Annotated in this window: 19 protein-coding genes and 1 tRNA gene; 4 read left to right on the top strand and 16 right to left on the bottom strand. The window is 68.9% G+C overall.

Annotated features, from left to right (window positions below; all coding sequences use genetic code 11):
• Positions 1–400: 400 nt before the first annotated feature.
• From clpX to BUF17_RS18745, 5 genes are all read right to left on the bottom strand, one after another.
• Positions 401–1,678, bottom strand: a complete 1,278-nt coding sequence (clpX, locus tag BUF17_RS18765; protein ID WP_073631596.1) for an ATP-dependent Clp protease ATP-binding subunit ClpX — start codon at positions 1,676–1,678, stop codon at positions 401–403.
• Between the two features lie 325 nt (positions 1,679–2,003).
• Positions 2,004–2,639, bottom strand: coding sequence for an ATP-dependent Clp protease proteolytic subunit (locus tag BUF17_RS18760; RefSeq protein WP_073631595.1), 636 nt, complete (start codon positions 2,637–2,639; stop codon positions 2,004–2,006).
• 183 nt (positions 2,640–2,822) lie between these two features.
• Entirely contained in the window at positions 2,823–4,175 is a 1,353-nt protein-coding gene (tig, locus tag BUF17_RS18755) for a trigger factor (RefSeq protein WP_073631593.1), read from the bottom strand.
• Positions 4,176–4,609: 434 nt separating this feature from the next.
• Positions 4,610–4,694, bottom strand: a tRNA-Leu gene (locus tag BUF17_RS18750).
• 138 nt (positions 4,695–4,832) lie between these two features.
• Complete coding sequence (locus BUF17_RS18745; protein ID WP_244530953.1) at positions 4,833–6,326, bottom strand: NAD(P)H-hydrate dehydratase; 1,494 nt, start codon at positions 6,324–6,326, stop codon at positions 4,833–4,835.
• 460 nt (positions 6,327–6,786) lie between these two features.
• On the opposite strand from BUF17_RS18745, the gene BUF17_RS18740 reads away from it, so the two are divergent.
• From BUF17_RS18740 to BUF17_RS18730, 3 genes are all read left to right on the top strand, one after another.
• On the top strand, positions 6,787–7,125 hold the full coding sequence (locus BUF17_RS18740; RefSeq protein ID WP_073631591.1) for a P-II family nitrogen regulator: 339 nt from the start codon (positions 6,787–6,789) through the stop codon (positions 7,123–7,125).
• Between the two features lie 142 nt (positions 7,126–7,267).
• Positions 7,268–8,677, top strand: coding sequence for a type I glutamate--ammonia ligase (gene glnA / locus BUF17_RS18735; RefSeq protein WP_073631589.1), 1,410 nt, complete (start codon positions 7,268–7,270; stop codon positions 8,675–8,677).
• Between the two features lie 1,170 nt (positions 8,678–9,847).
• The gene (locus BUF17_RS18730) at positions 9,848–10,459 is read left to right on the top strand and encodes a type 1 glutamine amidotransferase (protein WP_342186244.1); all 612 of its coding nucleotides are present in this window, start codon (positions 9,848–9,850) and stop codon (positions 10,457–10,459) included.
• A gap of 190 nt (positions 10,460–10,649) precedes the next feature.
• On the opposite strand, the gene hisN is transcribed toward BUF17_RS18730, so the two are convergent.
• The 5 genes from hisN to BUF17_RS18705 all read right to left on the bottom strand — a co-directional run bounded on the left by hisN (position 10,650) and on the right by BUF17_RS18705 (position 15,935).
• Positions 10,650–11,453 (bottom strand): histidinol-phosphatase, encoded by an 804-nt coding sequence (gene hisN, locus BUF17_RS18725; RefSeq protein WP_073631588.1) that lies wholly within the window; start codon positions 11,451–11,453, stop codon positions 10,650–10,652.
• Positions 11,454–11,692: 239 nt separating this feature from the next.
• Positions 11,693–12,361 carry an ABC-type transport auxiliary lipoprotein family protein gene (locus BUF17_RS18720; protein WP_175563747.1) on the bottom strand — a complete coding sequence of 223 codons (669 nt, stop codon included), beginning with the start codon at positions 12,359–12,361 and terminating at the stop codon, positions 11,693–11,695.
• 38 nt (positions 12,362–12,399) lie between these two features.
• Positions 12,400–13,797, bottom strand: a complete 1,398-nt coding sequence (locus BUF17_RS18715) for an MlaD family protein (RefSeq protein WP_073631586.1) — start codon at positions 13,795–13,797, stop codon at positions 12,400–12,402.
• 132 nt (positions 13,798–13,929) lie between these two features.
• The gene (locus BUF17_RS18710) at positions 13,930–14,784 is read right to left on the bottom strand and encodes an ABC transporter ATP-binding protein (RefSeq protein WP_073631584.1); all 855 of its coding nucleotides are present in this window, start codon (positions 14,782–14,784) and stop codon (positions 13,930–13,932) included.
• 5 nt (positions 14,785–14,789) lie between these two features.
• On the bottom strand, positions 14,790–15,935 hold the full coding sequence (locus BUF17_RS18705; RefSeq protein ID WP_073631582.1) for an ABC transporter permease: 1,146 nt from the start codon (positions 15,933–15,935) through the stop codon (positions 14,790–14,792).
• A 220-nt stretch (positions 15,936–16,155) separates the two neighbouring features.
• Between BUF17_RS18705 and dgcA the strand changes: the two genes are divergently transcribed.
• Positions 16,156–17,181, top strand: a complete 1,026-nt coding sequence (gene dgcA, locus BUF17_RS18700; RefSeq protein WP_073631579.1) for an N-acetyl-D-Glu racemase DgcA — start codon at positions 16,156–16,158, stop codon at positions 17,179–17,181.
• A 47-nt stretch (positions 17,182–17,228) separates the two neighbouring features.
• On the opposite strand, the gene BUF17_RS18695 is transcribed toward dgcA, so the two are convergent.
• From BUF17_RS18695 to BUF17_RS18670, 6 genes are all read right to left on the bottom strand, one after another.
• On the bottom strand, positions 17,229–18,218 hold the full coding sequence (locus BUF17_RS18695; protein ID WP_084564914.1) for a threonine ammonia-lyase: 990 nt from the start codon (positions 18,216–18,218) through the stop codon (positions 17,229–17,231).
• 275 nt (positions 18,219–18,493) lie between these two features.
• Positions 18,494–18,979, bottom strand: coding sequence for an NUDIX hydrolase (locus tag BUF17_RS18690; protein ID WP_073631577.1), 486 nt, complete (start codon positions 18,977–18,979; stop codon positions 18,494–18,496).
• Positions 18,980–19,175: 196 nt separating this feature from the next.
• Entirely contained in the window at positions 19,176–20,291 is a 1,116-nt protein-coding gene (locus BUF17_RS18685) for a DUF1513 domain-containing protein (protein ID WP_175563746.1), read from the bottom strand.
• Positions 20,281–21,426 (bottom strand): imelysin family protein, encoded by a 1,146-nt coding sequence (locus BUF17_RS18680; protein ID WP_073631573.1) that lies wholly within the window; start codon positions 21,424–21,426, stop codon positions 20,281–20,283. The genes BUF17_RS18685 and BUF17_RS18680 overlap by 11 nt, the downstream gene beginning before the upstream one ends.
• Before the next feature lie 3 nt (positions 21,427–21,429).
• Positions 21,430–22,848, bottom strand: coding sequence for a di-heme oxidoredictase family protein (locus BUF17_RS18675; RefSeq protein WP_139282600.1), 1,419 nt, complete (start codon positions 22,846–22,848; stop codon positions 21,430–21,432).
• A gap of 59 nt (positions 22,849–22,907) precedes the next feature.
• A complete protein-coding gene (locus tag BUF17_RS18670) occupies positions 22,908–24,392 on the bottom strand; it encodes a multicopper oxidase family protein (RefSeq protein ID WP_073631571.1) in 1,485 nt (494 codons plus the stop codon).
• Between the last annotated feature and the right edge of the window lie 192 nt (positions 24,393–24,584).

Below are 24,584 nucleotides of genomic sequence, written 5' to 3'. Positions count from 1 at the left end.
AAAATCCAAGCGATGCGATGGGGGCCGTCCGCAGTCTCGTCGGGAGGAACGCTCTGGCGGAAGGGCCAAGCGCAGGACCGGACGGCCGTCGATCGGATTTCGCATCGCCCCGACCAAACCACGCGCCCACATCTGGCACGCGCGGCCCGGCCGCGCCGGGGTGACAGCACATTAGGTGGTCGCGCCCCTACCCGGTGTCAAGAACCGCCACCCATCGCCCTCGCGTTCTCCACGCCGCTCGGCCGGCACGCGGCCGGCTCGCCGCGAAGCCCGTGGCGCGAACCCGGCGAGACATATCCGGAACGCCTGCCGGAAACGGAAAGGGCGCCGCTGCGATCTCCGCAGCGGCGCCCTTCGATGTCGTCCCACCCGCGCGGCCGCGGGCCTTCGCCGGAAACGCTCAGGCCGAGGTAGCGGCAGCCGGCGCCGCAACGGGCGCACGATCGGCGTAGATGTAGAGCGGGCGCGCCTTGCCCTCGATCACGTCGGGGGAGATCACGACCTCCTTGACGCCTTCGAGGCCCGGCAGCTCGTACATGGTGTCGAGCAGGATCGCCTCCATGATCGAGCGCAGGCCGCGGGCGCCGGTCTTGCGCTCGATGGCCCGGCGGGCGATCGCGCGCAGCGCGTCCTCGTGGAAGGTGAGGCCGACGCCCTCCATCTCGAACAGGCGATGATACTGCTTCACCAGCGCGTTCTTCGGCTCGGACAGGATGCGCACCAGGGACGGCTCGTCCAGGTCCTCCAGCGTCGCCAGCACCGGCAGGCGGCCGACGAATTCCGGGATGAGACCGAACTTCAGCAGATCCTCCGGCTCGACCACGCGGAACAGCTCGCCGGTGCGGCGGTCTTCCGGCGCCAGCACGCGGGCCTTGAAGCCGATCGAGGTGGCGCGGCCACGCTCGGAAATGATCTTCTCGAGCCCGGCGAAGGCACCGCCGCAGATGAACAGGATGTTGGTGGTGTCGACCTGCAGGAATTCCTGCTGGGGATGCTTGCGGCCGCCCTGGGGCGGAACGCTCGCCACCGTGCCTTCCATGATCTTGAGCAGCGCCTGCTGCACGCCCTCGCCCGACACGTCGCGGGTGATCGAGGGGTTGTCGGACTTGCGCGAGATCTTGTCGACCTCGTCGATATAGACGATGCCGCGCTGGGCGCGCTCGACATTGTAGTCGGCCGCCTGGAGCAGCTTCAGGATGATGTTCTCGACATCCTCGCCGACATAGCCGGCCTCGGTCAGGGTGGTCGCGTCGGCCATCGTGAACGGCACGTCGAGGATGCGGGCGAGCGTCTGGGCGAGCAGCGTCTTGCCGCAGCCGGTAGGGCCGATCAGCAGGATGTTCGACTTCGCCAGCTCGACGTCGTTGTTCTTGGCGGCGTGGTTCAGACGCTTGTAGTGGTTGTGCACCGCGACCGAGAGCACCTTCTTCGCCTGGTCCTGACCGATGACATAATCGTCCAGGACCTTGCGGATCTCCGAGGGGCTCGGGATGCCGTCGCCCGACTTCACCAGCGAGGACTTGTTCTCCTCGCGGATGATATCCATGCACAGTTCGACGCATTCGTCGCAAATGAACACGGTCGGTCCTGCGATCAGCTTGCGCACCTCATGCTGGCTCTTTCCGCAGAACGAGCAGTAGAGGGTGTTCTTCGAGTCGCTTCCGCTGACCTTGCTCATGCTTTCATCCTCATGCCCGGCAGACGGATCGGCATCGGCCGACCGGCTCCGGCTTGTTCCGGGCCGCCTTGCGCAGGCGGCCGGAGACCCTGTGGGACGCCCCCCGATCCCCGGTCCCGGTCACGGGGGGAGTTCAGCGCTGCCGTGCAGCGCACGCCTTTGCGATCCAGGCCTGAGGCAACGGCCTTCAAGTCCGCGGAAACGCCTCGCCGGTTGCGGTTCTCAACCCGTTCCGCGATGCAATCACGCTCCGGGCCGAAAGATCAAGGACCACCAACCGGGTATTTTCGCGGCACCCCGCCGCGAGCGAGAGCCGTGCGCCGCGTCAGGCGCGGTCCGGCCCCTCGAGCGAGGTACGGTCGACGATGACCTTGTCGACGAGGCCGAACGCCTGCGCCTGGTCGGGCGTCATGAAATTGTCGCGCTCCAGCGCAGCCTCGATCGCATCGAGCGACTGGCCGGTGTGGCGCTGGTAAATCTCGTTGAGCCGACGCTTGAGAGACAGAATCTCCTTGGCGTGCAGCATGATATCGGACGCCTGGCCGCGGAAGCCGCCGGACGGCTGATGCACCATGATGCGCGCGTTCGGCAGCGAGAAGCGCATGTCCTTGTTGCCGGCCGCCAGCAGCAGCGACCCCATCGAGGCCGCCTGGCCGATGCACAGCGTCGAGACTTCCGGCCGGATGAACTGGAGCGTGTCGTAGATCGCGAGGCCGGAGGTCACGAGCCCGCCCGGCGAATTGATGTAGAGGGAAATTTCCTTGGACGGATTTTCCGCCTCGAGGAACAGGAGCTGGGCGCACACCAGCGTCGCGACCGTGTCTTCGATCGGCCCCGTCACGAATATGATTCGTTCCTTCAGGAGACGGGAGAAGATGTCGTAAGCCCGTTCGCCGCGATTCGTCTGCTCGACCACCATCGGCACGAGAGTGCTCATGTAGGTGTCGACGGGATCCTTCATGGAACGTCCTTATCCTGATCCGCGCGGGTCATGGCGGCAGCGCGCCGAACCGCTTCAACGAGAACGACGCAGGACTGCGTCACATCCGTCATATAGGACAACGATTGCAGGACCGGAAGGGACAGACGGTGGATAACGGCGGAGAGACTGCCGCCCGGGGTTCGCCGGGCGGCAGTCGGTCGATCACGCCGCAGCGGCTTCGTCTTCCTCGGCCTCAGCGAACAGCTCGTCCTTGCTGACGGTCTTGGTGTCGACGGTCGCCAGCTCGAGCAGGTAGTCGACGACCTTGTCTTCGTAGATCGGGGCGCGCAGCGCGGCCACGGCGCCCTGGTTCTTGCGGTAGTAGTCGATGATCTCGCGCTCGCGGCCCGGGTAGCGGCGCAGCTCGTCCTGAAGGGCGCGCTGCACTTCTTCCTCGGACACCTCGATGTTGTTGACTTCACCGACATGGGACAGCACGAGACCGAGGCGCACGCGGCGCTCGGCGATGCGGCGATATTCCGCGCGCGCTTCTTCCTCGGTGGTGTCCTCGTCCTCGAAGGTGCGGCCGGAGCGGGCCATGTCGGCCTGCAACTGGCGCCAGATGCCGTCGACTTCGGTCTCCAGCAGCAGTTCCGGAACCTCGAACTTGTGGGTCTCGTCGAGGGCGTCGAGCAGCGCGCGCTTCACCTTCTGGCGGCTGGCGGCGGCATAGCGGCCGGAGATCTGCTCGCGCACGGCTTCCTTGAGCTTGTCGAGCGATTCCAGGCCGAAGCGCTGGGCGAAATCGTCGTCGAGCTTGACCTCGGCCGGGGCGGCGACGGCCTTCACCTTGATGTCGAAGGTGGCTTCCTTGCCGGCGAGGTTCGCCGCGCCGTAGTCCTCGGGGAAGGTCACGGTGATGACCTTCTCCTCGCCGGCGGACAGGCCGACGAGCTGCGGCTCGAAGCCCGGGATGAAGCGGTTGGAACCGATCTCCAGGTCGAAGTCCTCGGCGCCGCCGCCCTCGAAGGGCTCGCCGTCGAGCTTGCCCAGGAAGTCGATGGTGACGCGGTCGCCCTCGGCGGCCGGGCCTTCCTTCGGCTCGAAAGGCCGCACCGACTTGGCGATGTTGGCCACCTCGGCATCGACTTCCTCTTCCGTCACCTCGGCGACGGGGCGCTCGATCTTGATCGACTTGATGTCGCCGACGACGATCTCCGGCAGGACCTCGTAGCGCATGGAGAACGCGAGGTCGGTGCCGCCGGACAGGATCGCCTCGAGCTTGTCGTCGGGGATCTCGACGGCGGGCTGCAGCGCCGGCTTCTCGTTGCGGTCGGCGACGGCCTGGCGCACGGACTCGGTCACGGCTTCGTTGACGATCTCGGTCATCGCCTGGCGGCCATAGAGCCGGCGCAGGTGGCCGACCGGCACCTTGCCCGGCCGGAAGCCGTTGATGCGCACGCGGCCGCGCAGGTCGTCCATGTAGGCGGCGAGCTTGGCGTCGATTTCAGCAGCCGGGATGACGACCGCGAGTTCGCGCTTCAGGCCGTCGGACAAGGTCTCGGTGACGTTCATGGGTTCGTATTCTTCTCGATGGAGCGTCCGCTGCGGGCGCTCGTGGTTCGATCTGGCCGCGGTTCTATCCGGAGCATCCCGCGTCCCGCCGGGCGGCAGGTCGCTCCGAAATCGACGGCCCGTGCATGGTCGTCAGCCCGGACAGGCCGGACGGACGGGACTGCGCGCGACGCCGCGACCGCGGACCGGCCGCAAGCGGCCCCGGTTCGCCCGCCGCGATACCGCCCCTTGCACAGGAAGGCAACACTTCTTCGCGTTCCGACCGCTCCGCCGGTGCAGGAAACCGCTCCGGCTTGCCGGTTTTCCCACCCGCTCAGGGGGATCGCCGTGGCTGGCGACAACGTGACCGGCAGATGGGAACAGGGCCGACACGATGCAAGCGGAACGGAGCAGCGCAGACGCGGAGGACGGCGGATGCTGCCGCCGAAGGCAGGTGGTGCGGGCGGAGGGACTCGAACCCCCAAAGCTTGCGCCACTGGAACCTAAATCCAGCGTGTCTACCAGTTCCACCACGCCCGCTCACGACACCCGACGCGGCGTCCCGCGTCCTTTCGAAGGACGCAAGACGGGCCGGCGGGTGCGATGCAGGCCGTCTCATATCATCGCCACCGCCCGCCCGGAAGCCCCGAGCGGCGATGCCCCGCGCGGGATGAGCGGTCAACTGGCATCGGCCGCGAGCGCGCGCAGCACATCGCGCAGCGCGGGCGCGAGATCCTCGGCGATAAGCCCGATGCCCGCCCGCTCGCCCGCCGCACCGTGCGCCCAGACGCCCATGGCGGCGGCCTCGAAGCCCGGCATCCCCTCGGCGACGAGGCCGCCGATGATGCCCGACAGCACGTCGCCGGACCCCGCCGTCGCCAGCCACGGCGGGGCATTGTCGTTGATCGCCGTGCGGCCGTCCGGGGCAGCGATCACCGTGTCGGCGCCCTTCAGCACCACCACGGCGCCGGAGCGCGCGGCCGCCTGCCGCGCACGGTCGGTCTTCGGCAGGCCGGCCGCGGCGATGTCGGGAAAGAGCCGTGCGAACTCGCCGTCGTGCGGCGTCATGACCACCGGATGGGACCGGCCCGCGATGCGGGCGAACAGCCCGGCCGGGTCGTCGCGGTGGCTGGTCAGGGCATCGGCATCGAGCACGACGGCACGGGGACCGTCGAGCACGGTAGCCACACGCGCGACGGTCTCCGGCCCGGTTCCCAGCCCCGGGCCGATGACGACCGCGTTGAGGCGATGGTCCGCCAGCAGGCCGGCGAGGCCCTCGGCGCCGTCGACGCTGCGCACCATCACGGCGGTGAGGTGGCTGGCATTGACGATGAGCGCGTCCGGCGGCGAGGCGACGGTGACGAGACCCGCGCCGATCCTGAGCGCCGCACCGGCCGCGAGCCGCGCCGCGCCCGTCGTCGCCACCGGGCCGGAAACGACGACAGCATGGCCGCGCACATATTTGTGACCGGAAACCGCGGGCGGATGCCAATGCTCGCGCCACAGCCCCGGGGCGTTGAGAAAGCAGCGGGCGCCGATCGTCGTCAGCACGTCCGGCTGGATGCCGATGTCGGCCACCCGCACGCGGCCGGCATATTCGCGCCCCGGCAGCAGGAAATGGCCGGGCTTGCGGCGGAAGAAGGTCACCGTCACGTCCGCCTTCACCGCGACACCCATCACGGCGCCGGTCTCGCCGTTGATGCCGCTCGGCAGGTCGACAGCGACGACCTCTCCCCGGCCGGCATTGATCGCCGCCACCGCCTCGGCCGCTTCTCCGTCCAAAGGCCGGGCGAGGCCGGCGCCGAACAGCGCATCCACCACCACGTCGGCCGCGGCGACCGCCGCCTTGTCGAGCGGCTCGATCGGCAGGCGCTGGCGCCATCGGGCGGCGGCGTCCGCGGCATCGCCCTTCAGCCGGTCGGCCTCGCCCACCAGCATCAGCCGCACCGGGTAGCCGCGCCCGGCGAGCACCCGGGCGGCGACGAAGCCGTCGCCGCCATTGTTGCCCGGGCCGCAGACGACGACGATGCGGTGTCCGAGGGGATGGCGCGTCGCCACGGCATCGGCGACCGCGAGCCCCGCCCGATCCATGAGCACGGCGCCAGGCGTTCCCGCCGCGATCGTCAGGCGGTCGGCCTCGCCCATCTCGGATGGCGTGAGCAATTCCAGCATGTTCACCTCAGGCCTATTTTTGCGGCAGATCGCCCATTTTGTAGCCATTCTTCGATGCGGTGGCGGCGCGTTAACGCTGTTGCGAGCGGCGTTGCCCGTTTCTGCGGCGCTTCGCGACCGCCGACGAACCGCGGCACGGCATAGGGAACGGAGCCCCGCCGGACGACGCGGTTCCGACATGGCACGGACCATGCATCAAAGCGGCGCGAACGGCGATACGGAACTTCGTCTCGATCGATCGGGCGGGGTTGTCCTGTGCGGACGGCATGACGGGGCGCACCCGCCCAGGTTGTCCTTGCGGAGGCTTTCCGGCCTGCCTGGCGGCACGGGGACGCATTGCGCGGCCCCGCCGTTTGGCGGATTGCGTTTGAGACAGGATTGGCATCCGCCGGTCCGGTGCCTGGAGTTGAGGGTCTGCGGCCTCCGCAGGTCCGCTGAGATTGCCGCAAAGAGGGAGGCGATGAAGAAGATCGAAGCGATCATCAAACCCTTCAAGCTCGACGAAGTGAAGGAGGCGCTGCAGGAAGTCGGCCTGCAGGGCATCACCGTCACGGAAGCCAAAGGCTTCGGTCGGCAGAAGGGACATACCGAGCTCTATCGCGGCGCGGAATATGTCGTGGATTTCCTGCCCAAAGTGAAAGTCGAGGTCGTGCTCGCTGACGACACGGTGGAGAAGGCCATAGAGGCCATCCGCAGTGCCGCGGCGACGGGGCGCATCGGCGACGGCAAGATCTTCGTGTCCAACGTTGAGGAGGCGGTTCGCATCCGCACCGGCGAGACGGGGATCGACGCCATCTGAGGACAACCGGCCCCTTCGGGCGCCTCCGGAACACGGCCCGATCCATGCGGCCGACCGGTGCGCTCGACAGCCCGCCTGGACGCTGAATTCACGGCGGGCCACCAGAACCCTTCAGCAAGTTCGTACATCTGAGGAACACAACATGACGACTGCGGACGAAGTCCTGAAGCAGATCCGTGAAAAGGACATCAAGTACCTCGATCTGCGCTTCACCGACCCGCGCGGCAAGCTGCAGCACCTGACGATGGACATCACGCAGGTCGACGAGGACATGTTCGCCGACGGCGTTGCGTTCGACGGTTCGTCGATCGCGGGCTGGAAGGCCATCAACGAGTCCGACATGACCCTCATGCTGGACCCGGCCACCTTCCACACCGACCCGTTCTTCGCGCAGTCGACCGGCGTGGTGATCTGCGACATCATCGACCCGATCTCGGGCGAGCTCTACAGCCGCGACCCGCGCGGCACGGCCAAGAAGGCCGAGGCCTACGTCAAGACGCTCGGCGTCGGCGACACGGTCTATGTCGGTCCTGAGCCGGAGTTCTTCGTGTTCGACGACGTGCGCTTCTCGGCCACGCCGTTCAACACCTCGTTCATCGTCGATTCCAACGACCACCCGACCAACACCTGGACCGAGTACGAGACCGGCAACCTCGGTCACCGTCCGCGTATCAAGGGCGGCTACTTCCCGGTTCCCCCGGTCGATTCCCTGCAGGACATGCGCGGCGAGATGCTCTCCGTCATGGCCGAGATGGGCGTGACCGTCGAGAAGCACCACCACGAGGTGGCGGCGGCCCAGCACGAACTCGGCATCAAGTTCGACACGCTCGTCCGCAACGCCGACAAGGTGCAGATCTACAAGTACGTCGTGCATCAGGTCGCCAACGCCTACGGCAAGACCGCGACCTTCATGCCGAAGCCGGTGTTCGGCGATAACGGTTCGGGCATGCACGTCCACCAGTCGATCTGGAAGGACGGCAAGCCGATGTTCGCCGGCAACCTCTATGCCGACCTTTCCGAGACCTGCCTGTACTATATCGGCGGCATCCTGAAGCACGCGAAGGCCATCAACGCCTTCACCAACCCGACGACCAACTCCTACAAGCGTCTGGTCCCGGGCTACGAGGCTCCGGTGCTGCTGGCCTACTCGGCCCGCAACCGCTCCGCCTCCTGCCGCATCCCCTATGCGACCTCGCCGAAGGCGAAGCGCATGGAGATCCGCTTCCCGGATCCGCTGGCGAACCCGTATCTCGGCTTCGCCGCGATGCTGATGGCCGGCCTCGACGGCATCAAGAACAAGATCCATCCGGGCGAGCCGATGGACAAGAACCTGTACGACCTGCCGCCGGAAGAGCTGAAGCAGATCCCGACGGTGGCCGGCTCCCTGCGCGAGGCGCTCGCCTCCCTCAACGCCGACCGCGACTTCCTGAAGGCCGGCGGCGTGTTCGACGACGATCAGATCGATGCCTACATCGAGCTGAAGATGGAAGAGAACATGCGCTACGAGCTGACCCCGCACCCGGTCGAGTACGACATGTACTACTCCTCGTGAGGGCTGCGGGCGGCACGCCGCCCCTCCCCTTCACCGGCAGCCATGCCCACGGATCGGAGCGCCCCTCGGGGCGCTCCTTTTCGTTTTCAGGGGCCGATTCGCCGCCCCCTCATAAGCCGGCTTGATTCCCCGCGGGACCTGATCCATATTGAAGGTGCAAGCTGATAGCCAAGGAGGTTAGGAATATGACGCCACCGGCGCAGTTTCGGACATCCTCGCAGGCTCGGGAAACCTGAGCCTCACGCGGATAAACTTTGACAATCTGGCTTCTCAAGCTGAACTCCACTTCTCTTCGACGGAGGTCTGGCGAGATCAGCTTTGATCTCGAATGATTTTTCTTCAGAGAATGCAGTGGAACAGATCGTGGATCTGACCAGGGGCATATTATAGGGCGATCGGCATAGGACACTCGGCCAATAGCGGCTTTCAGCCCAGCGCACGACTGCATCCTCCGCGCCTCCAATCGGACATGCCCATCAAGGGGCCTCGCCACCGGAAACGGGGCGAGGCCTTTTGCTTTTCAGGGCCCTCCGGCACAGCGATCTCCCGCCAACGCCATCGTCATCGCCTGCGGGCTGTCGTGCAGCCTGTCTTGCGGGCTGTCTGCGGCCTGTCTGCGGCCTGTCTTGGCGCCTAGTCTTGGGAGTGCCTCTCTTGGGGGGCCTTTCTTCGGGCGGCCTTTCCTCCGCGGAGTTTCGCCCCCCCCGGCCAGCGCGGCCTAACCGGTCCCCCACGGCCGGACAATCGCCGTTGAACGTCATCGGGAATCGGGCTCTCTATGCTGGGTAGGCCCGATGCGCTCCCGGCCGGCGGCCCGGTCGCAACCGATCCGAACGCACGGCCGCGGCTTCGGCCACGCTGTCCCGCAGCCTTCTTGCCCGTCCCCTCCCCTCCCCGCCTGTCCAAGGAGATACCGATGTCCGCGCTTCGCCTGCTCGTCGCCGAAGGCAACGTGGCGAGCCACCGGGAGCACGTGAAGCGCCTCACCGGGCGGACGCCGTCCGGAACCTATGCCTCCGTCCTGAAGGCGCTCGCGCCCGGTGCGGAGGTCGATATCGTCTATCCGGCGGACCCCGGTGCCAACCTGCCTGGCGCGGCCCTCGCCGACTATGACGGCGTCGCCATCACCGGCTCGGCCCTCAATATCTACAAGCGCGCGAGGACGCCTCGCTGGCACAGATCGCGTTTGCACGCGCGATCTTCGCCGCCGGCATTCCGTTCTTCGGCTCGTGCTGGGGGCTACAGGTCGCGACGGTCGCGGCCGGCGGCAGCGTGCGGCCCAACCCGAAGGGTCGCGAGGTCGGTTTCGCCCGCCACATCACGCTCACGTCGGCCGGCGCCGGCCATCCGCTCCATGCCGGCCGCAGCGCCTCGTTCGACGCGCCCGCCGTTCACATGGACGAAGTCGCAGACCGCCCGCCCGGCATGACCGTGACCGCCACCAACGCCGTCTCGGACGTGCAGGCCGCGGAGATCCGCCACGGCAGCGGCGTGTTCTGGGGCGTGCAATACCACCCGGAATACGACTTCACCGACGTGGTGGCGACGCTGGAGCGCTATCGGCCGATCCTGCTCGCGGAAGGCTTCGCGGCCAGCGAGGACGACATCGACCGGCTGACGGGCGACCTGACGGCTCTGGCCGCCGCCCCCGGCCGCCGCGACATCGCATGGCGCTACGGCCTCGGCCCCTCGCTGACGGAGCCGGACGTGAGGCTGACGGAGTTGCGCAACTGGATCGAGTGCCAGGTGCGCCCGGCCGCCGGAGAACGCGGGCGCGGCTGAACGCGATCTCGCGGACCTTCCGGTCCGCTCAAGCTCCCGCGTGGAAGCAGCTTTTCGCTTCAATCGGATGAAAAAGCGCTCCAGAGCGTATCCCGTTCGGATTGAACCGATCTGAACGGGATATGCTCAAGCCTTTGAATCTGGAGCGATTTCTGGTCGATGTGATGAGTCCATCACATCGGAAAGCGCTCTAGCCGCGCAGCAGGGCCATCGCCTCGTCGTGCAGCGCCCGGCTGCCGGCGGCGACGATGCGTCCGCCGTCCTTGGCGGGTGCGCCGTCCCACGTCGTCACCACGCCGCCCGCGCCTTCGATGATCGGCACCAGCGCGGCGATGTCGTAGGTCTTGAGCCCCGTCTCGACCACGAGGTCGACCTGCCCGGCCGCGAGCATGCAATAGGCGTAGCAGTCCGCGCCATAGCGGACATCGCGTGAAGCCGCGACCACACGCGCGAACGCGGCGGCCTCCTCGCCCTGAAACAGGTGGGGCGAGGTCGACATCACAAGGGCTTCGCCGAGGGCGCGATCCTGACGGCTGCGCAGCGGCGTGATCGTGCCGCCCCGCCGCAGTTCGGCGCTGCGGCCATCACCGAGAAAGACCTCGCCGATATAGGGCTGCGCCATCAGCCCGAGCGCAGCCCTGTCGCCGGTGACGAGGCCGATCAGCGTGCCCCACAGCGGCAGACCGGCGAGGAAGGCCCGCGTGCCGTCGATGGGATCGATGATCCAGGTGTGCTCGGCCCCGCCGCGGACCGCGCCGAACTCCTCGCCAATGATACCGTCAGCGGGGAAGGCCTCCTCGATCAGGCGGCGGATCGCCGCCTCCGCGCCGCGGTCGGCAGCGGTCACGGGATCGTACGCGCCCGGCCCGGCCTTGTTGTCGGCGGCGACGCCGACCCGGAAGTGGGCAAGCGCTTCCGCGCCCGCCGCCTCGGCAAGAGCGGCCAGGAAGGCAAAGTCGCGGGACGGCGCGGGAACGGTCGGGGAAGCGGTCATGGCGGCAGTCTCTGGCCCGGGAGGCAGGTTCTTCGATGACGACGTGGAATGCAGGCGAAGACGGCCGCGACAACGCGCGTGAACGGCGGCATCACCCAACGGCCGGGATGAGGACCTGCCGGGCGGCAGGCCGAGATCAGGCCGGCTGACGGGCCTTATGCCACCGGGGACGTCGCCCGCTCAAGCGACCGCGCCGTCGCGGGGGCAACGGACGGCCGCGTGGCGGCCACCGGCCGCCTTCAGACTGCGCCGTCGATCCAGGGCACCATCTGAGCCAGCACCTGGCCGAGCGCCGCATCCATCGCCGCGACGGCGGCGTCCGCGGTCTCGCTGGAGGCGCGGCTCTCGCCACGGAACACCTGGCTCGCGACCACGCGGCCGTTGGCATCGTCGAGAATCTGGACGGAGAACTCCACCACGCCGCGCCGCCCGTGATAGGCGTCGAGCTGGAAGGCGCGGATGTCGATCAGCACCTGATAGTTGATGAGAAGGCCCTGACCGGGCACGCCGACGGCGTGGACACGGCCGGAATTCTCCAGCGATTCCACCACCCGCGCCTGAACGACCCGGGGAAGCTGGTCCGCCCACAGCACGTTCTGGTAGTACGAGATCGCCGACGGCGAAGATTTCGCGGCAATGGAATTGGTGTTGAGCGCGGCGAGCGCGCGCGGCTCGGGCACGAGAAGCTGGACCCGGCTCGCCTTCGCCGCCGGTCGTGCCGCCGGCGTGGCGGTCGCGGCGGGCGCCGCGGTCGAGGCGCTGAGGTCATAGAGCGCCTTCGGCGGGCTGGAGACGCACCCGGCAAGCATCACGGCGACCGCCGTCGCGGCCGCGGCGTTCCCAAGCGCACGGCGCCGTCCGCGGCGCACCGGCGATCCGCCCCTCACATCGTCCGCTGCCGCCTTCATGGCTCGCCCTTCCCCGCCCTGCATCGCGCTCCTGCCCCTCAACGCCGCTGCGGCTGGAACACGGGCTGGTTCGACCCGCCGAAGATCAGGCGGTTCGGATCCCGCTCCAGAGACTGGACCGCGCTTTGAACCGTCGCAAGCGTCTGTCTGAGCTGGGCGATCGTCTCGGTCAAATCCGGCAGCCCGCGGCTGGAGAACCGGCCGAGACTGCTCATGATGCCCGGCAGCGAGTCGTTGACCGTGTCGGCCGCGACGCGGATCGCATGAGCGGCGGCCGTGGCCTCGGCGACGAGGCCCTTGCTGCCGTCGCTGTTGACCATGCCGTTGACGTTGTCGATCAGCGGCGCGAGCTTGGCCGAGGCCGCGTTCAGGCGCGCCATCATCTGCTGCGTATCGGCGGTGATGTTGTCTATCTGCTCGCGTTTGGCCGCCAATTGATCGCTGATCGAGCGCGCATTGGCCGCCGTCGCGCGCACATCGGCGATCGTGCCGTCGATCTCGGGCGCGCGCGCGGCGACGCCGGCGACCACCTTGTCGGCGTTCTCCACGATGCGGCGCACCTCCGCGGTCGGAACCGCCGCGACGATCTTGTTGACGTTCTCAAGGGTACCGTTGAGGCCGGTCGTGAACGCCTGCAGGTCGGTCGCGGCCTGCTTCACCTGGGCCACCACCTGGTTGACCTGATCGCCGGTCATGCTGAGTGAGTCGGAGAACTTGCGGACGTTGGCGACCACCACGCGAACGTCCTCCGGCGTCACCTCGGCGACGAGCTTGCGGCCCTGCTGGAGGATGCCGCCGAGATCGTCGGCCACGCCCTGCAGCACGTCGGCGACGCGGCCGGCCTGGGCGAGGAAATTGCTGATCTCGTCGGAATTGTCGGCGAGCGCGCCGGAAAACTTCTCGATGTTCGCGATGGTGCTGGTCACCGTCGGGCTGTTTTCGCGGATCAGGTTGTTGATGGCATCGACCGCGAGGTCCGTCTTCTTCAGCGTATCCCGGGCGCCGTTTAGGAGCTCCTCGATCGCCGAGCCGCCGGCCTGGATGCGGGGAATGCCCGGTTCGGCGAACAGCGAGGGCGAATCCGCGCCGCCGCCGGAGAACGACAGGTTCGCGACGCCGGTGATGCCCTGGTAGCCGAGTTCGGCGCGAACGTCCTTGCGCAGCGGCGCGTTGGGATCGACCATCGCCCGGGCGACGACCACCGGCTTTCCGGCCGTCGAGAACGACAGCGACGCGACCGAGCCGATGCGCAGGCCGTTATAGAACACCGAGGCACCGGGGGTCAGACCGGTCACGGAGCCGGAAAACACCACGTCCACCGGCACATAGCCGCTCGTATCCTGCGCCTTGTACAGCCAGTAGACGAACCCGAGTGCGGCGGCGAGCACCACCAGCACGAACACGCCGACCGTCACGTAATGGGCACGCGTCTCCATGAGAGCCTCTCGAACCGCGAGCCAGTCACCAGCGCCTTGCGGCGCAATGTTCCGCACGGCACGGGCCGCCGGCATATGCGGCGGACGACCGCCGTCCGGCCGGATGAACCCCGGTCGGGAGTCGGATAAAGCTCATCCTTTTCTCCCCGGTCCTTTGCCGATGCCCCTGAACAGGCGGGATCCGCGCACGCCGCGGAAATAGGATTTCACCCAAGGGTGATCGAAAGCCAGCATATCGTCGAGGGTGCCGGCAACAAGGACCCGCTTTTCACCGAGTACAGCGATTCGGTCGCAGATCGAATAGAGACTGTCCAGATCGTGGGTCACCATATAGACCGTCAGCCCCAGCGTCTCGCGCAGGCTTGCGATCAGGTCGTCGAAATCGGCCGCGCCGATCGGATCGAGGCCCGAGGTCGGTTCGTCGAGGAACAGGATTTCCGGATCGAGCGCGAGGGCGCGCGCCAGCGCGGCGCGCTTCACCATGCCACCCGACAGCTCCGACGGGAACTTGTCGGCGGCGTTGGCAGGCAGGCCGACGAGATCGATCTTGAGCTTGGCGAGTTCGTCCATCAACCGGGGCGACAGCTTGAGATGCTCGCGCATCGGCATCTGGATGTTCTGCTTCACCGTCAGCGACGAGAACAGCGCGCCCATCTGGAACAGCACGCCCCAGCGACGTTCGATCTGACGACGCTCCGAATCGCCGAGCGCGTCGATATCCTTGCCGAACACCTCGATGGTGCCCGAGACCTTCGGCGTCAGCCGCAGGATGGTGCGCATCAGCACCGACTTGCCGGTGCCGGACCCGCCGACGAAGCCCAGCACCTCGCCACGGTAGAGGTCGAGGTCGAGGTCCTTCAGCACCGTCTGCTTGCCGAACGCCACGGTGATGCCCCGCGCGCGCAGCACGACCTCGCGGTCGCCGGCTTCGGCTTCAGCTTCGCCCTCAGGAACGTCGTGTTCGTCGTGCGCGAGATCCGACGCCATGGCGCTCAAATCCCCACCGTTGCGAAGAACACCGCGAACACGCCGTCGACGAAGATGACCATGAAGATGGACTTCACCACAGACGTCGTGGTCTGGCGGCCGAGCGATTCCGCGCTGCCGCCGACCTTCATACCTTCGACGCACGAGATGAGGCCGATGATCAGCGCCATCATCGGCGCCTTGTAGAGCCCGACCATCAGCGTCGGAATGTCGACCGCAACCTGGAGCTGGGTGATGAAGGTATCCGGCGGCACGCCGAGATAGCTCCACATGGTCAGTCCGGCGCCGACGAGCGCCGCCATGTCGGAGATGAAGGTGAGGATCGGCAGCGCGATCATCAGCGCGATCAGGCGCGGCAGGATCAGCACCTCGATGGGGCTGACGCCGATCACCTTCATCGCGTCGATCTCCTCGCGCATCTTCATCGAGCCGATTTCGGCCGTGAAGGCGCTGCCGGAGCGGCCCGCGAACATGATGGCGGTGAGGAGCACGCCCATCTCGCGCAGCACCAGCACGCCGACGAGATCGACGACGTAGAGGTCCGCGCCGAAGCGGCGCAGGTAGAAGGCACCCTGCTGGCAGATGATCGCGCCGATCAGGAACGACATCAGCACCATGATCGGCACGGCACCGAAGCCGACGCGGTCGAGGTTGGAAATGATCGAGGGCATCCTGAGCCGCGTGCGGCCGACGAAGATGCCGCCGATGGCGATGACGAAGGCGCCGAGCACATTGGTCACCGCCGCGGCATCGGCGAGCACCGACATCGTGGTGCGGCCGACGCCCTCGGGAATCGAGAGCAGCGAGAACCGCCCGCGACGCGGCGGCACCCAGGGAACGGGCGTGCGGAAGCCGACTTCGGCGAGCAGCTTCGCGCGCAGCGGTTCGAGATTCACGAGCTCGACGCGCACGCCGGCATATTCCAGATGTGCGCGCAGACGGTGCAGCAGCCAGGCGCCGGAGGTATCGAGTTCCGCGAGATCGGCGAAGTCCATCCGCACGCGGGTGCAGCCGGGAAGGCTCACCGCGTCGATCGCGTCTTCCGCCATCCGGCCGGCCGCGATCACCCAGTCGCCGGACACTGCGATCACCGCCGCGTCGTCGTTCGCCTGGACGTCCAGCTGCGGTTGTCGTGCGACGGCGACGCTCATCGCGGCAGGCCTCCACGGTCTTGTCGCGGAAATACTCCCTTGCCTATTAAAGGCCTGAGGTGATTCCGTCGAGGCGGATGGCAACACACTTGCGGGAATTCACACCTGCGACAGCCGGCGCCGCCGGAGGCCGGCGGGACGGGCAAAGTCCGGTCCGCCCGCCGCCAGCCGGGCGACCAACACGATCGAACAGGCGGCGCGCGGCGCCTGCGGGAGCATCATGACGCACGATCCACAGCCGCCGACACAGGCCGCAGCCGGCAGGAGCCGCCGCCTTTCGGTCCACATCGAACGCTTCCCCATCGCCGGACGCTTCACCATCTCGCGCGGCGCGAAGACCGAGGCGGTGGTGGTGGTGGCAGAGATTCGCGCGGGCGACGCGGTCGGGCGCGGCGAATGCGTGCCCTATGCGCGCTATGGCGAGACGGTGGAGGGGGTCGCGGCGGCCATCGATGCGGCGCGGCCGCTGATCGAGGCCGGCATCGACCGCTTCGCGCTTTCGGCGGCTATGGGCGCCGGTGCCGCGCGCAACGCGCTCGATTGCGCGCTCATCGACCTCGAAGCGAAGCGCGCCGGGCGCGCGGCTGCCGACCTTCTGGGGCTCGGCCCGCTCCGCCCGCTCGTCACCGCCTATACCCTCAGCCTGGGCAGTCCGGACGAGATGGCGACGGCGGCGGCAGCCGCCGCCCATCGCCCCGTCCTCAAGATCAAGCTCGGCGGCGAGGGAGACCCGGAGCGGGTGCGGGCCGTGCGCGCCGCCGCGCCCTCTGCCTGGATCATCGCCGACGCCAACGAAGCGTGGAGCGAGAACACCTTCGCCGCGAACATGGCGGCCTGCGCCGAGGCCGGCGTGATGCTGATCGAACAACCGCTGCCGGCGGGAGATGATGCGCTGCTCGGCCGCGTCGCCCGGCCGGTGCCGGTCTGCGCCGACGAAAGCCTGCACGTCGCCGGACAGGTGGCGGCACTCGCCGGACGCTATGACGCGGTCAACATCAAGCTCGACAAGACAGGCGGGCTGACCGAGGCGCTGCTCGCCGCGGCCGAGGCCCGCAGGCTCGGCCTCGACATCATGGCCGGGTGCATGGTGGGCACGTCGCTGGCGATGGCCCCAGCGCTGCTGCTTGCCCAGCACGCGACGTTCGTGGATCTCGACGGTCCGTTGCTGCTGGCGCGCGACCGCGAACCGGGCCTCGTCTATGACGGCTCGACGGTCTCGCCGCCGGAACCCGCGCTCTGGGGATAACCCGCTCCCTTGGGATAGAGCGCGCGCACCGGCGGAAGGACCGAAGGTCAGGCCGTGAGGGCGCGGACCAGCATGTCGTCGTCGATATTGCCGCCCGAGGCGACCACGACGACCGTGCGGCCGGCAACGTCGAGCTTGCCGGACAGCAGCGCCGCGAGGCCGACCGCGCCGCCGGGCTCGATCACCAGCTTTAGTTCCCGCACGCCGTGGGCAACGGCGGCGAGCGCTTCCGCATCGCTGACGGCCGCGCCGCCGGCGAGATGCCGGCTGTTGACCGCGAAGGTGACGCGACCCGGCGTCTGCGCCATCAGCGCATCGCAGACGGAGCCCGACGGCTCGGCATTGGAGACCCGCTTGCCTGCCGCGAGCGACCGGCCGTGGTCGTCGAACCCCTCAGGCTCGACCACGACGACCTGCGTTTGATGGAAGGTTTCGTGGATCGCAAGGGCGATGCCGCCGATCAGGCCGCCGCCGGAGGCCGGCGCGAGCACGAAATCGGGCACGATGCCGAGGGTGGCGGACTGCGCCACGATCTCCAGCCCGACGGTGCCCTGCCCGGCCATCACGCCGGGATCGTCGTAGGGATGAACGAAGGTGGCCCCCGTCTTCTCGGCGATGGCGTGGGAGATCGCCTCGCGATCCTCGGTCCGGCGGTCGTAGAGCACCACCTCCGCCCCGAGCCGACGGGTGCGGGCGATCTTGCTCGCCGGCGCGTCGCGCGGCATCACGATGGTGGCCGGAACCTCGTAGAGCGCGGCCGCCGCGGCGACGCCCTGGGCATGATTGCCCGAGGAACAGGCCACGACGCCGCGCTGGCGCACGTCCGCATCGATCAGCGACAGCCGGTTGAAGGCCCCGCGGAACTTGAACGACCCTGTGCGCTGCAGGCATTCCGCCTTCACGAACACGTTCGCGCCGGTCAGGCGGCTCAATTCCGAGGCCGGCAGCAGCGGCGTCTTCACGGCTGCGCCTTCGAGACGGCGGGCGGCGGCCTCGATATCGGAGAAGTTCGGCGGCGGCAGCGGATGAACGGTCACGGGATACTCCCTTGAGGACGGCCTGGAGCGCCCCCGCGACCGGATCGACGATCCGTCCGGCGGGGAACCGCACCGGCTTCAGACACGCGACATTCCGCCCGGGCCATGACGGCCTCGGCGGAAACACCGCGTCGGAGCCGGTGGGCGGTTGCCGCGCCGGCGATGAAACGGGCGACGGGACAGGACGAATCCGGCCCCGGAAAACGCGCAGGCTAATCCCTCCGGCGCGCCGGGCAACCCTGCTCTGCGCGAGGCACGCCTGCTTCGCGTTAGGCTCAACCGCTTTGCGATCCAATCGCGCGATCGGATCGGGAGAGGCTCCCGCCCGCGGCGGCGGCTGACGGCGCCTGCGGCCAGAGCAGTGGGAAGATGTGGTCGCGGGTCAGCGGCGCGACGGCCTCCCACGGCGGCAGCGTCTCGGGAGCGGCCGGATCGACCCAGCGAACCTCCTCGATCTCGGCGGCGGGACGCACCGGCGCGTCGACGCGCAGGCGGAACAGTTCGGCCTCGACGATGTGGCCGCGTTCGTTCGCGGCGGGCGCGGAGAGGCGGCCGACGTGGGCGGGTTCGGAAGGCGCGACGGCGAGACCGAGTTCCTCGCGCAGCTCGCGACAGAGCGCCTCGACGGGCGTTTCCGCCGCCTCGATCTTGCCGCCGGGCTGGATGAAGACCGCCGAGCCGCGCTTGCGCACGAGAAGGGTCATGCCATCGGCGCGCACGATGACGGCGGCGGCGATGCGAATCGGGTGCTGTGTGGTCACGGCGGCCCCCTTCTGCCGGTGCGCTTGAGCATATCCTTGTCGTTCAGATCGGATCGATCTGAACGACAAGGATATGCTCAAGCTTTTGAATCTGGAGCGATTTCTGGTCGATCTGATGATTCCATCAGATCGGAAAGCGCTCTAACGGGCCACGACGGCCGCCGCTCGACGGCGGCTCGACCCGGCCGGCCGGCGCTCAGAGACGGCGGATATGATTGTCCCAGGAGATGTCGCTGTCATGGCGCGTCTCCGCCCCGTCGCGCTCGACGATCACCGCGCCCTCCCCGCTCGTGAGCACGAAGCCGGATTCGGGGGCCGGCGCCGCGCCGCAGCCATCCGTGAGGTCACGGCTCTCGATGATCGCGCGCGTCGCGGTGTCGAACACCATGACCGTGCTGCCGACCGGGCTCGCGAGCACGATGCGGTCGCCCGCGACGTTGGCGGCGACCGAGCCGATATATTGCCCGAGGCTGAGGCGCTGATGTGCCGTCATCTCGACGAACTGCAGCGGCTTGCCGGCCTCGTGGACCGCGACCAGCGGCACCGCCTCGGCCTTGTCGCCCCACCACTGGCAGCCGATCCAGGTGCGGCCGGCGCCGTCCACCGCCATGTGGCGCATGCTGAGCTGGCGGAGGTCGCCGGGCGGTTCGGCCTTGTCGCGGAGATCGCCGGTGCGGCGGTCGATACGCACCAGCGACGGTTCCATCGCGGCGAGGTCGAGATTGGCGCGGGGATAGTCCGGATGGGTGTAGATGCCGCCGTTGGCGACGATCAGCGTCTCGCCGTCGGGATCGAGCAGGAGTTCGTGGGAGCCGATGCCGTGGCCGTCGAGTTCCCCGACGCGGGCGAATCCGACCGTGGCGTCGTAGATTCCGACCACCGCGATGCCGTCGTCGTAGGCGTTCTCGGTGGCGTAGAGTAGCCGGCCGTCCGGCGAGAACACGCCGTGACCCTCGAAATGACGGCCCGCCGGGGTGGAGAAGGCATGGACGGCGCGGCCGGTCTCGCGGTCGAGCGCCACGGCGAAGGTGCCGGGCCGGCGGGCGAAGGCGACGATCCACCGCCCGCTGCCGTCGACGGCAAGCGAATGGCCGCGGGCCGCGAGAATTTCCGAGGAATGGACCCGGCCTTCGAGATCGATCAGCGCCACCGCGAAGCGGCCGTCCGGCAGGCGGCAGCAGGTGGCGTAAAGCGGCTCTCCCTCCGCCGCGCGGGCGACCATGCCGAGCGACGGCAACCCGGCGAATGGCGTGAACCCAGCAAGCGGCAGCGCCGCGGCGAGGCCGAGGAAGCGGCGGCGATCAATCGCCATCGAGCGCATTGAACCCGACATTGAGGCCGACGGCGGAGGCGAGCGGCCCGGCGATGGTGTCGCGGATGCTGCCGAGGGTGATGCGGACATAGTTGAGCTTGGCGCGGCTCTTCGGGTCCGCCGCCATCTCCATCGGCGGCTCGTCGATGGATTTCAGCACCCGCTCCGCGTTGCCGAGTTCGAACAGCAGCGAGGTCCTGAGCCACGACTGCTCGGGGCGCAGGTTGTCGGCGATGCCGCTCGCCTCGATCAGTTGCCGAAGCCCGGTGATGTTGGCGGCGATCAGCGCGAGGGTGTTGCCGCTGCGGACATAGGGAAAGCGCAGCGGGCGCGCGTCTTCCGGCGTCGCGCCGAGCGCCGGGGTGATGGCGAGATCGCGCACCTGCTCGATGCCGGTCAGGAGCGCCTTCAGGATCTCGTCGGCGGCCTCGGCCTCGGTGCGGTAGAGCGGATCGTCGGGGCCGGGCTGCAGCATCTGGTGGGAGATGCCGTCCGGATCGATCCAGGCGTCGCGGATGGTGTCGGCGATGTCGCCGATATTGGTGGCGATCAGCCCGGCGAGGCGGCAGCGGCGGCTGAAGGCGTCGGAATCGGGATCGACCTTCTCGGAACCGTCCCTGGCCGGTGCCAGCATCAGCCGCTCGAAGGCGGGCAGACCCTGCACCGCAGCGCTCTGTCCCTTGAGGCGATCGAGATCGAAGCTGTCGAGATCCGGGGACGCGAGCAGCGTGCGCAACTGCCGCTCGACGAAATTGCGCGGATCGGGCCAGAAGGAAATCCGCTCCAGCCGGTGGTCGGTGGTGGCGGGGCCGAAGCGCAGGAAATCGACGCCACCCCAGGCGACGAGCGTGTCGCGGAAGGCGTTCTCGAGCCCCTTCATGTTGGTGGCACTGGGTTGCGCGCAATAGCGCACCGTGGCGGTCCGCAGGCCGTTCGCGGCATCGGCGACGTTGGCGTATGCGGGACGGATGTAGCGCTCGACGGCGAGGGCGACGAGGGTGCGCTGGTGCGGTGCCGCTTCCGCCTCGGTGGCGGGCGCGGGCACGTTGCCCTCCGCCGCGCGGGCGGGCACGGACAGCGTGCCGGCCGCGGCCATCGTGCCGGCCAGGAAAAGGGCGAACGTCGCGACGCGCATGTCTCACAGGTCTCCGAGATACGCCATCAAGGCCGAGCGCTCGTCCGGCGTCAACGCTTCATAGGCCTTCCGCGCGCGCTCCGCCTCGCCGCCGTGCCAGCGGATCGCTTCATCCACAGAGGCGGCGCGGCCGTCGTGCAGATAACGCCGCGAACCGGGCACGCCCGACGACAGGCCGACGAGCGGCGCGGTGCGCCATTCGGACGGCATCGCGACGCCCTCCACGGCGGGATCGGCGAGGTCCGCGCCCATGTCGTGGAGCAGGAGATCGGTGAAGGCCGCGACCGTTCCGCCGCCTGCCGCCGGCATCGCCGGAACGTGGCAGGCGGAGCAACCGGACGCCGCGAACAGCGCCTGGCCTTCGGCCAGCGCGGCTTCGCCCGACAGGGCCGTGACGTCGCCCGCCGCGCGCGGCGTGCCGGCGGCCTCGGCACGGGCGAGCCGCTCCGCGCGCTTCGACGGCTTCGGCCGGTCGAGGCTTTGCAGATAAGCGGTGAGCAGGCCGAGCATCTCGGCCGTGACTTCGGTCTCGGTCAAGCCGTCCCGGTCGCCGTGCCGGGCGTCGCGGCAATCGGCCTGCGCCGCGGTGCAGTCGCCGGCGGGATCCGGACGCATCGGCGTCGACAGGCCGAGATCGTTGGCGAAGGCGCTCGCGACCTGATCGGCGAGATCGGCATGGCTCGCCCGCCAGCCGAGCCGGCCGAGGCGGACCGTGCCATCCGGTCCCGCGAGCCATTGCGGCCGGCCGGAGATGCCGTCGCCGTCGCGGTCCTGCGGATCGGCGCGCGCGAGGATCGCGGCCTCGTCGATGCGATCGAGGGCGGCGCGGCCGGCAAGGTCGGGGCCGAGGCGGAGGCCCGCGCGCGTGTCGGACGCGAGAGGGCCGTAGGCGAAGGCGTCGAGGTCGATCTCGACGCGCGGGCCGGGATCGCCCGGGGCGCCCGGCACCTCCCGCACGGTCACCCGCGCCTCGGCGGTCTGGCCGGGGACGGCGCGGGGCTGGATCTGGCGGCCGTAGACCGGATCGGGCGCGCCTGCCTCGGTCGACAGGCGGACGACGAGGCCGGGTCCGCTCAAGGTGCCGTCGGCCTCCAGTGCGACGCGGGACGGCCCGGCGCCGGCATGGCAGCCGGAACACGAGCGGGCGTTGTAGAGCGGGCCGAGCCCGTCCGCCGAGCGGGTGGACGCGCCGCCGGCGACCCACATCCGTTCGAAGATCGCCTGCCCCAGCACGACATCGAGGCCGCCGGCGGCGACCGGCGCGGCGGCGGCAAGGAAAGCGGCAAGAAAAGCGGCAAGGCCGGCACCGAGCGCACGGAAGGCGCGCCGGCCCGGGACGATGGAGGAAGGCGCGCGCGGACGCGTGGCCCGGGCGGAACCGGGCGCAGGCCGGACGGCCGCGGTCGCGACCAGACCGCTCATGACGTCCGCATCATCGGCTCTGCACGCCGTGCTCTGCATCCCGGCTCTGCTCCTCCGTCTCACGCGACCTTCACATAGCCCATCATGCCGGTCTCCTGGTGTTCGATGATGTGGCAATGGAACATCCAGTCCCCGGGATTGTCGGCGACGAAGGCGACTTCCAGCCGCTCCTTCGGCGCCACCAGCACGGTGTCGGCGAAGTGGGGAACGACCGGCCCGTCGTTCGACTTCACCACCCGGAAGGTGTGGCCGTGGATGTGGATCGGGTGGATGCGCGGGGTGACGTTGCGCAGTTCGAACACATAGGACCGGCCGCGCTCCAGCACGGCGAGCGGCGGGGGCAGCACGGCATGGCCCTTGTTCGGCCACGGCGCCTTGTTGATGGCCCAGAAGGTGCGCTCGGTCAGGCAGAGCGGACCGATCGGCACGCCTTCCGGCAGGTCGCCGACGGCATCGACCGCCGCACGCCCGGCGGCGGTGGCGCTGAACACGAACGGCAGCCGCACGGCGTCGGCGAGGTTCGGCTCCGGGATCACGGGCTTTACCAGCGGGGCCGGATCGAACGCGCCGCGCTCGAGCATCGGTCCCGTGCCGACGAGGCGGGCGAGTTCGACCGGCTGCGGCGCGAAATAGTCAACGATCCGCGCCACCTCGCCCGGTTTCGGCGCGCGGACGACGAGGTCGAGCCGCATCGCCGGGCCCATCCGCCACGATTTCAGCGGGAATGGCGGAATGCCGGCGCCGTCCACCGCGATCACGGCGGCTTCCGCGCCCTCGACGCCGATGTCCGGGACGCGGGTCGGGTCGACATTGACGATGCGCAGGCGCACGTCGCCACCGGCCGCGACGGCGATTTCCGGGTTCGTCACGCCGTTGACCGCGCGGACGGTGCCGAAGGTGCCGGAGGTCGCCGCGCCCTCGTCGGTCATGAACGGCAGAAAGCCATCGGGGCCGATGCGCCAGTCCTTCAGCACCAGAAGGTGGTCGCCGTCATAGGGGCGGGTCTCGTCCCCCTCCACGATGAGGATTCCGACGAGCCCGCGGCCGATCGATTCCACTGTGTTGCAGTGGGTGTGGAACCAGTAGGTGCCGGTATCCGGCGGCGTGAAGCGATAGGTGTAGTCCGCGCCAGGGGCGATCGGCGGCTGGGTCAGGTAGGGAACGCCATCCTCGGCATTCGGCAGGCGGATGCCGTGCCAGTGGATCGTCAGTTCCTCCTGCCCGACGGGAATTCGGTTGCGCACCCGCGCGACCAGGGTGTCGCCGATGCGAAGGCGGATCACCGGCGGAAAGGGCTGGGCGCGATCGAACGACCAGAGATCGGCCTCGACCCCGCCGAATGCCGGCAGGGTGCCGCGATAGGGCGCGGCATCGAACGCGACCTCGACGGTGCGGCCTTCCGGCCCCGCGCCGGCCGGCCGCGCCGGCAGTTCGGTCGCCGAATAGGCCGCCGCCCGCCCGATGACGCGAGGCGCGGCGAGGCCGATGGCGCCTGCGCCCGCAAGCGCACCGAAGCCGAAGGTGAAACCGCGCCGGGTGAGCATGGCTGGCTTTCGCATGGTCGTCCTAGGGCGCTTTCCGATCTGATGGAATCATCAGATCGACAAGAAATCGCTCCGGATTCAAAAGCTAGAGCGGGGCGCCGTCCGCATTCGGACGAGGCCCCGGAACCGGTTCGGGCGGCCGCTGCCGGCCGCCCGCCGATTGAGAGTGACGCGGCCCGGAGAACCGGGCCG

The organism is Pseudoxanthobacter soli DSM 19599 (genome assembly GCF_900148505.1).
GTDB classification, from domain to species: Bacteria; Pseudomonadota; Alphaproteobacteria; order Rhizobiales; family Segnochrobactraceae; genus Pseudoxanthobacter; species Pseudoxanthobacter soli.
The sequence above is the reverse complement of the archived record's forward strand: the minus strand, read 5'-3'. Positions and strand labels throughout refer to the sequence as shown.

Excerpts from the sequence above, each read along its gene's own strand:
- tig (WP_073631593.1), bottom strand. The coding sequence starts at position 4,175 with ATGAACGTCACCGAGACCTTGTCCGACGGCCTGAAGCGCGAACTCGCG.
- BUF17_RS18675 (WP_139282600.1), bottom strand. The coding sequence starts at position 22,848 with ATGAGCGGTCTGGTCGCGACCGCGGCCGTCCGGCCTGCGCCCGGTTCC.
- BUF17_RS18715 (WP_073631586.1), bottom strand. The coding sequence starts at position 13,797 with ATGGAGACGCGTGCCCATTACGTGACGGTCGGCGTGTTCGTGCTGGTG.
- BUF17_RS18685 (WP_175563746.1), bottom strand. The coding sequence starts at position 20,291 with ATGGCGATTGATCGCCGCCGCTTCCTCGGCCTCGCCGCGGCGCTGCCG.
- dgcA (WP_073631579.1), top strand. The coding sequence starts at position 16,156 with ATGACGCACGATCCACAGCCGCCGACACAGGCCGCAGCCGGCAGGAGC.
- glnA (WP_073631589.1), top strand. The coding sequence starts at position 7,268 with ATGACGACTGCGGACGAAGTCCTGAAGCAGATCCGTGAAAAGGACATC.
- hisN (WP_073631588.1), bottom strand. The coding sequence starts at position 11,453 with ATGACCGCTTCCCCGACCGTTCCCGCGCCGTCCCGCGACTTTGCCTTC.
- BUF17_RS18680 (WP_073631573.1), bottom strand. The coding sequence starts at position 21,426 with ATGCGCGTCGCGACGTTCGCCCTTTTCCTGGCCGGCACGATGGCCGCG.
- BUF17_RS18740 (WP_073631591.1), top strand. The coding sequence starts at position 6,787 with ATGAAGAAGATCGAAGCGATCATCAAACCCTTCAAGCTCGACGAAGTG.
- BUF17_RS18760 (WP_073631595.1), bottom strand. The coding sequence starts at position 2,639 with ATGAAGGATCCCGTCGACACCTACATGAGCACTCTCGTGCCGATGGTG.
- clpX (WP_073631596.1), bottom strand. The coding sequence starts at position 1,678 with ATGAGCAAGGTCAGCGGAAGCGACTCGAAGAACACCCTCTACTGCTCG.
- BUF17_RS18705 (WP_073631582.1), bottom strand. The coding sequence starts at position 15,935 with ATGAGCGTCGCCGTCGCACGACAACCGCAGCTGGACGTCCAGGCGAAC.
- BUF17_RS18670 (WP_073631571.1), bottom strand. The coding sequence starts at position 24,392 with ATGCTCACCCGGCGCGGTTTCACCTTCGGCTTCGGTGCGCTTGCGGGC.
- BUF17_RS18720 (WP_175563747.1), bottom strand. The coding sequence starts at position 12,361 with ATGAAGGCGGCAGCGGACGATGTGAGGGGCGGATCGCCGGTGCGCCGC.
- BUF17_RS18745 (WP_244530953.1), bottom strand. The coding sequence starts at position 6,326 with ATGCTGGAATTGCTCACGCCATCCGAGATGGGCGAGGCCGACCGCCTG.
- BUF17_RS18710 (WP_073631584.1), bottom strand. The coding sequence starts at position 14,784 with ATGGCGTCGGATCTCGCGCACGACGAACACGACGTTCCTGAGGGCGAA.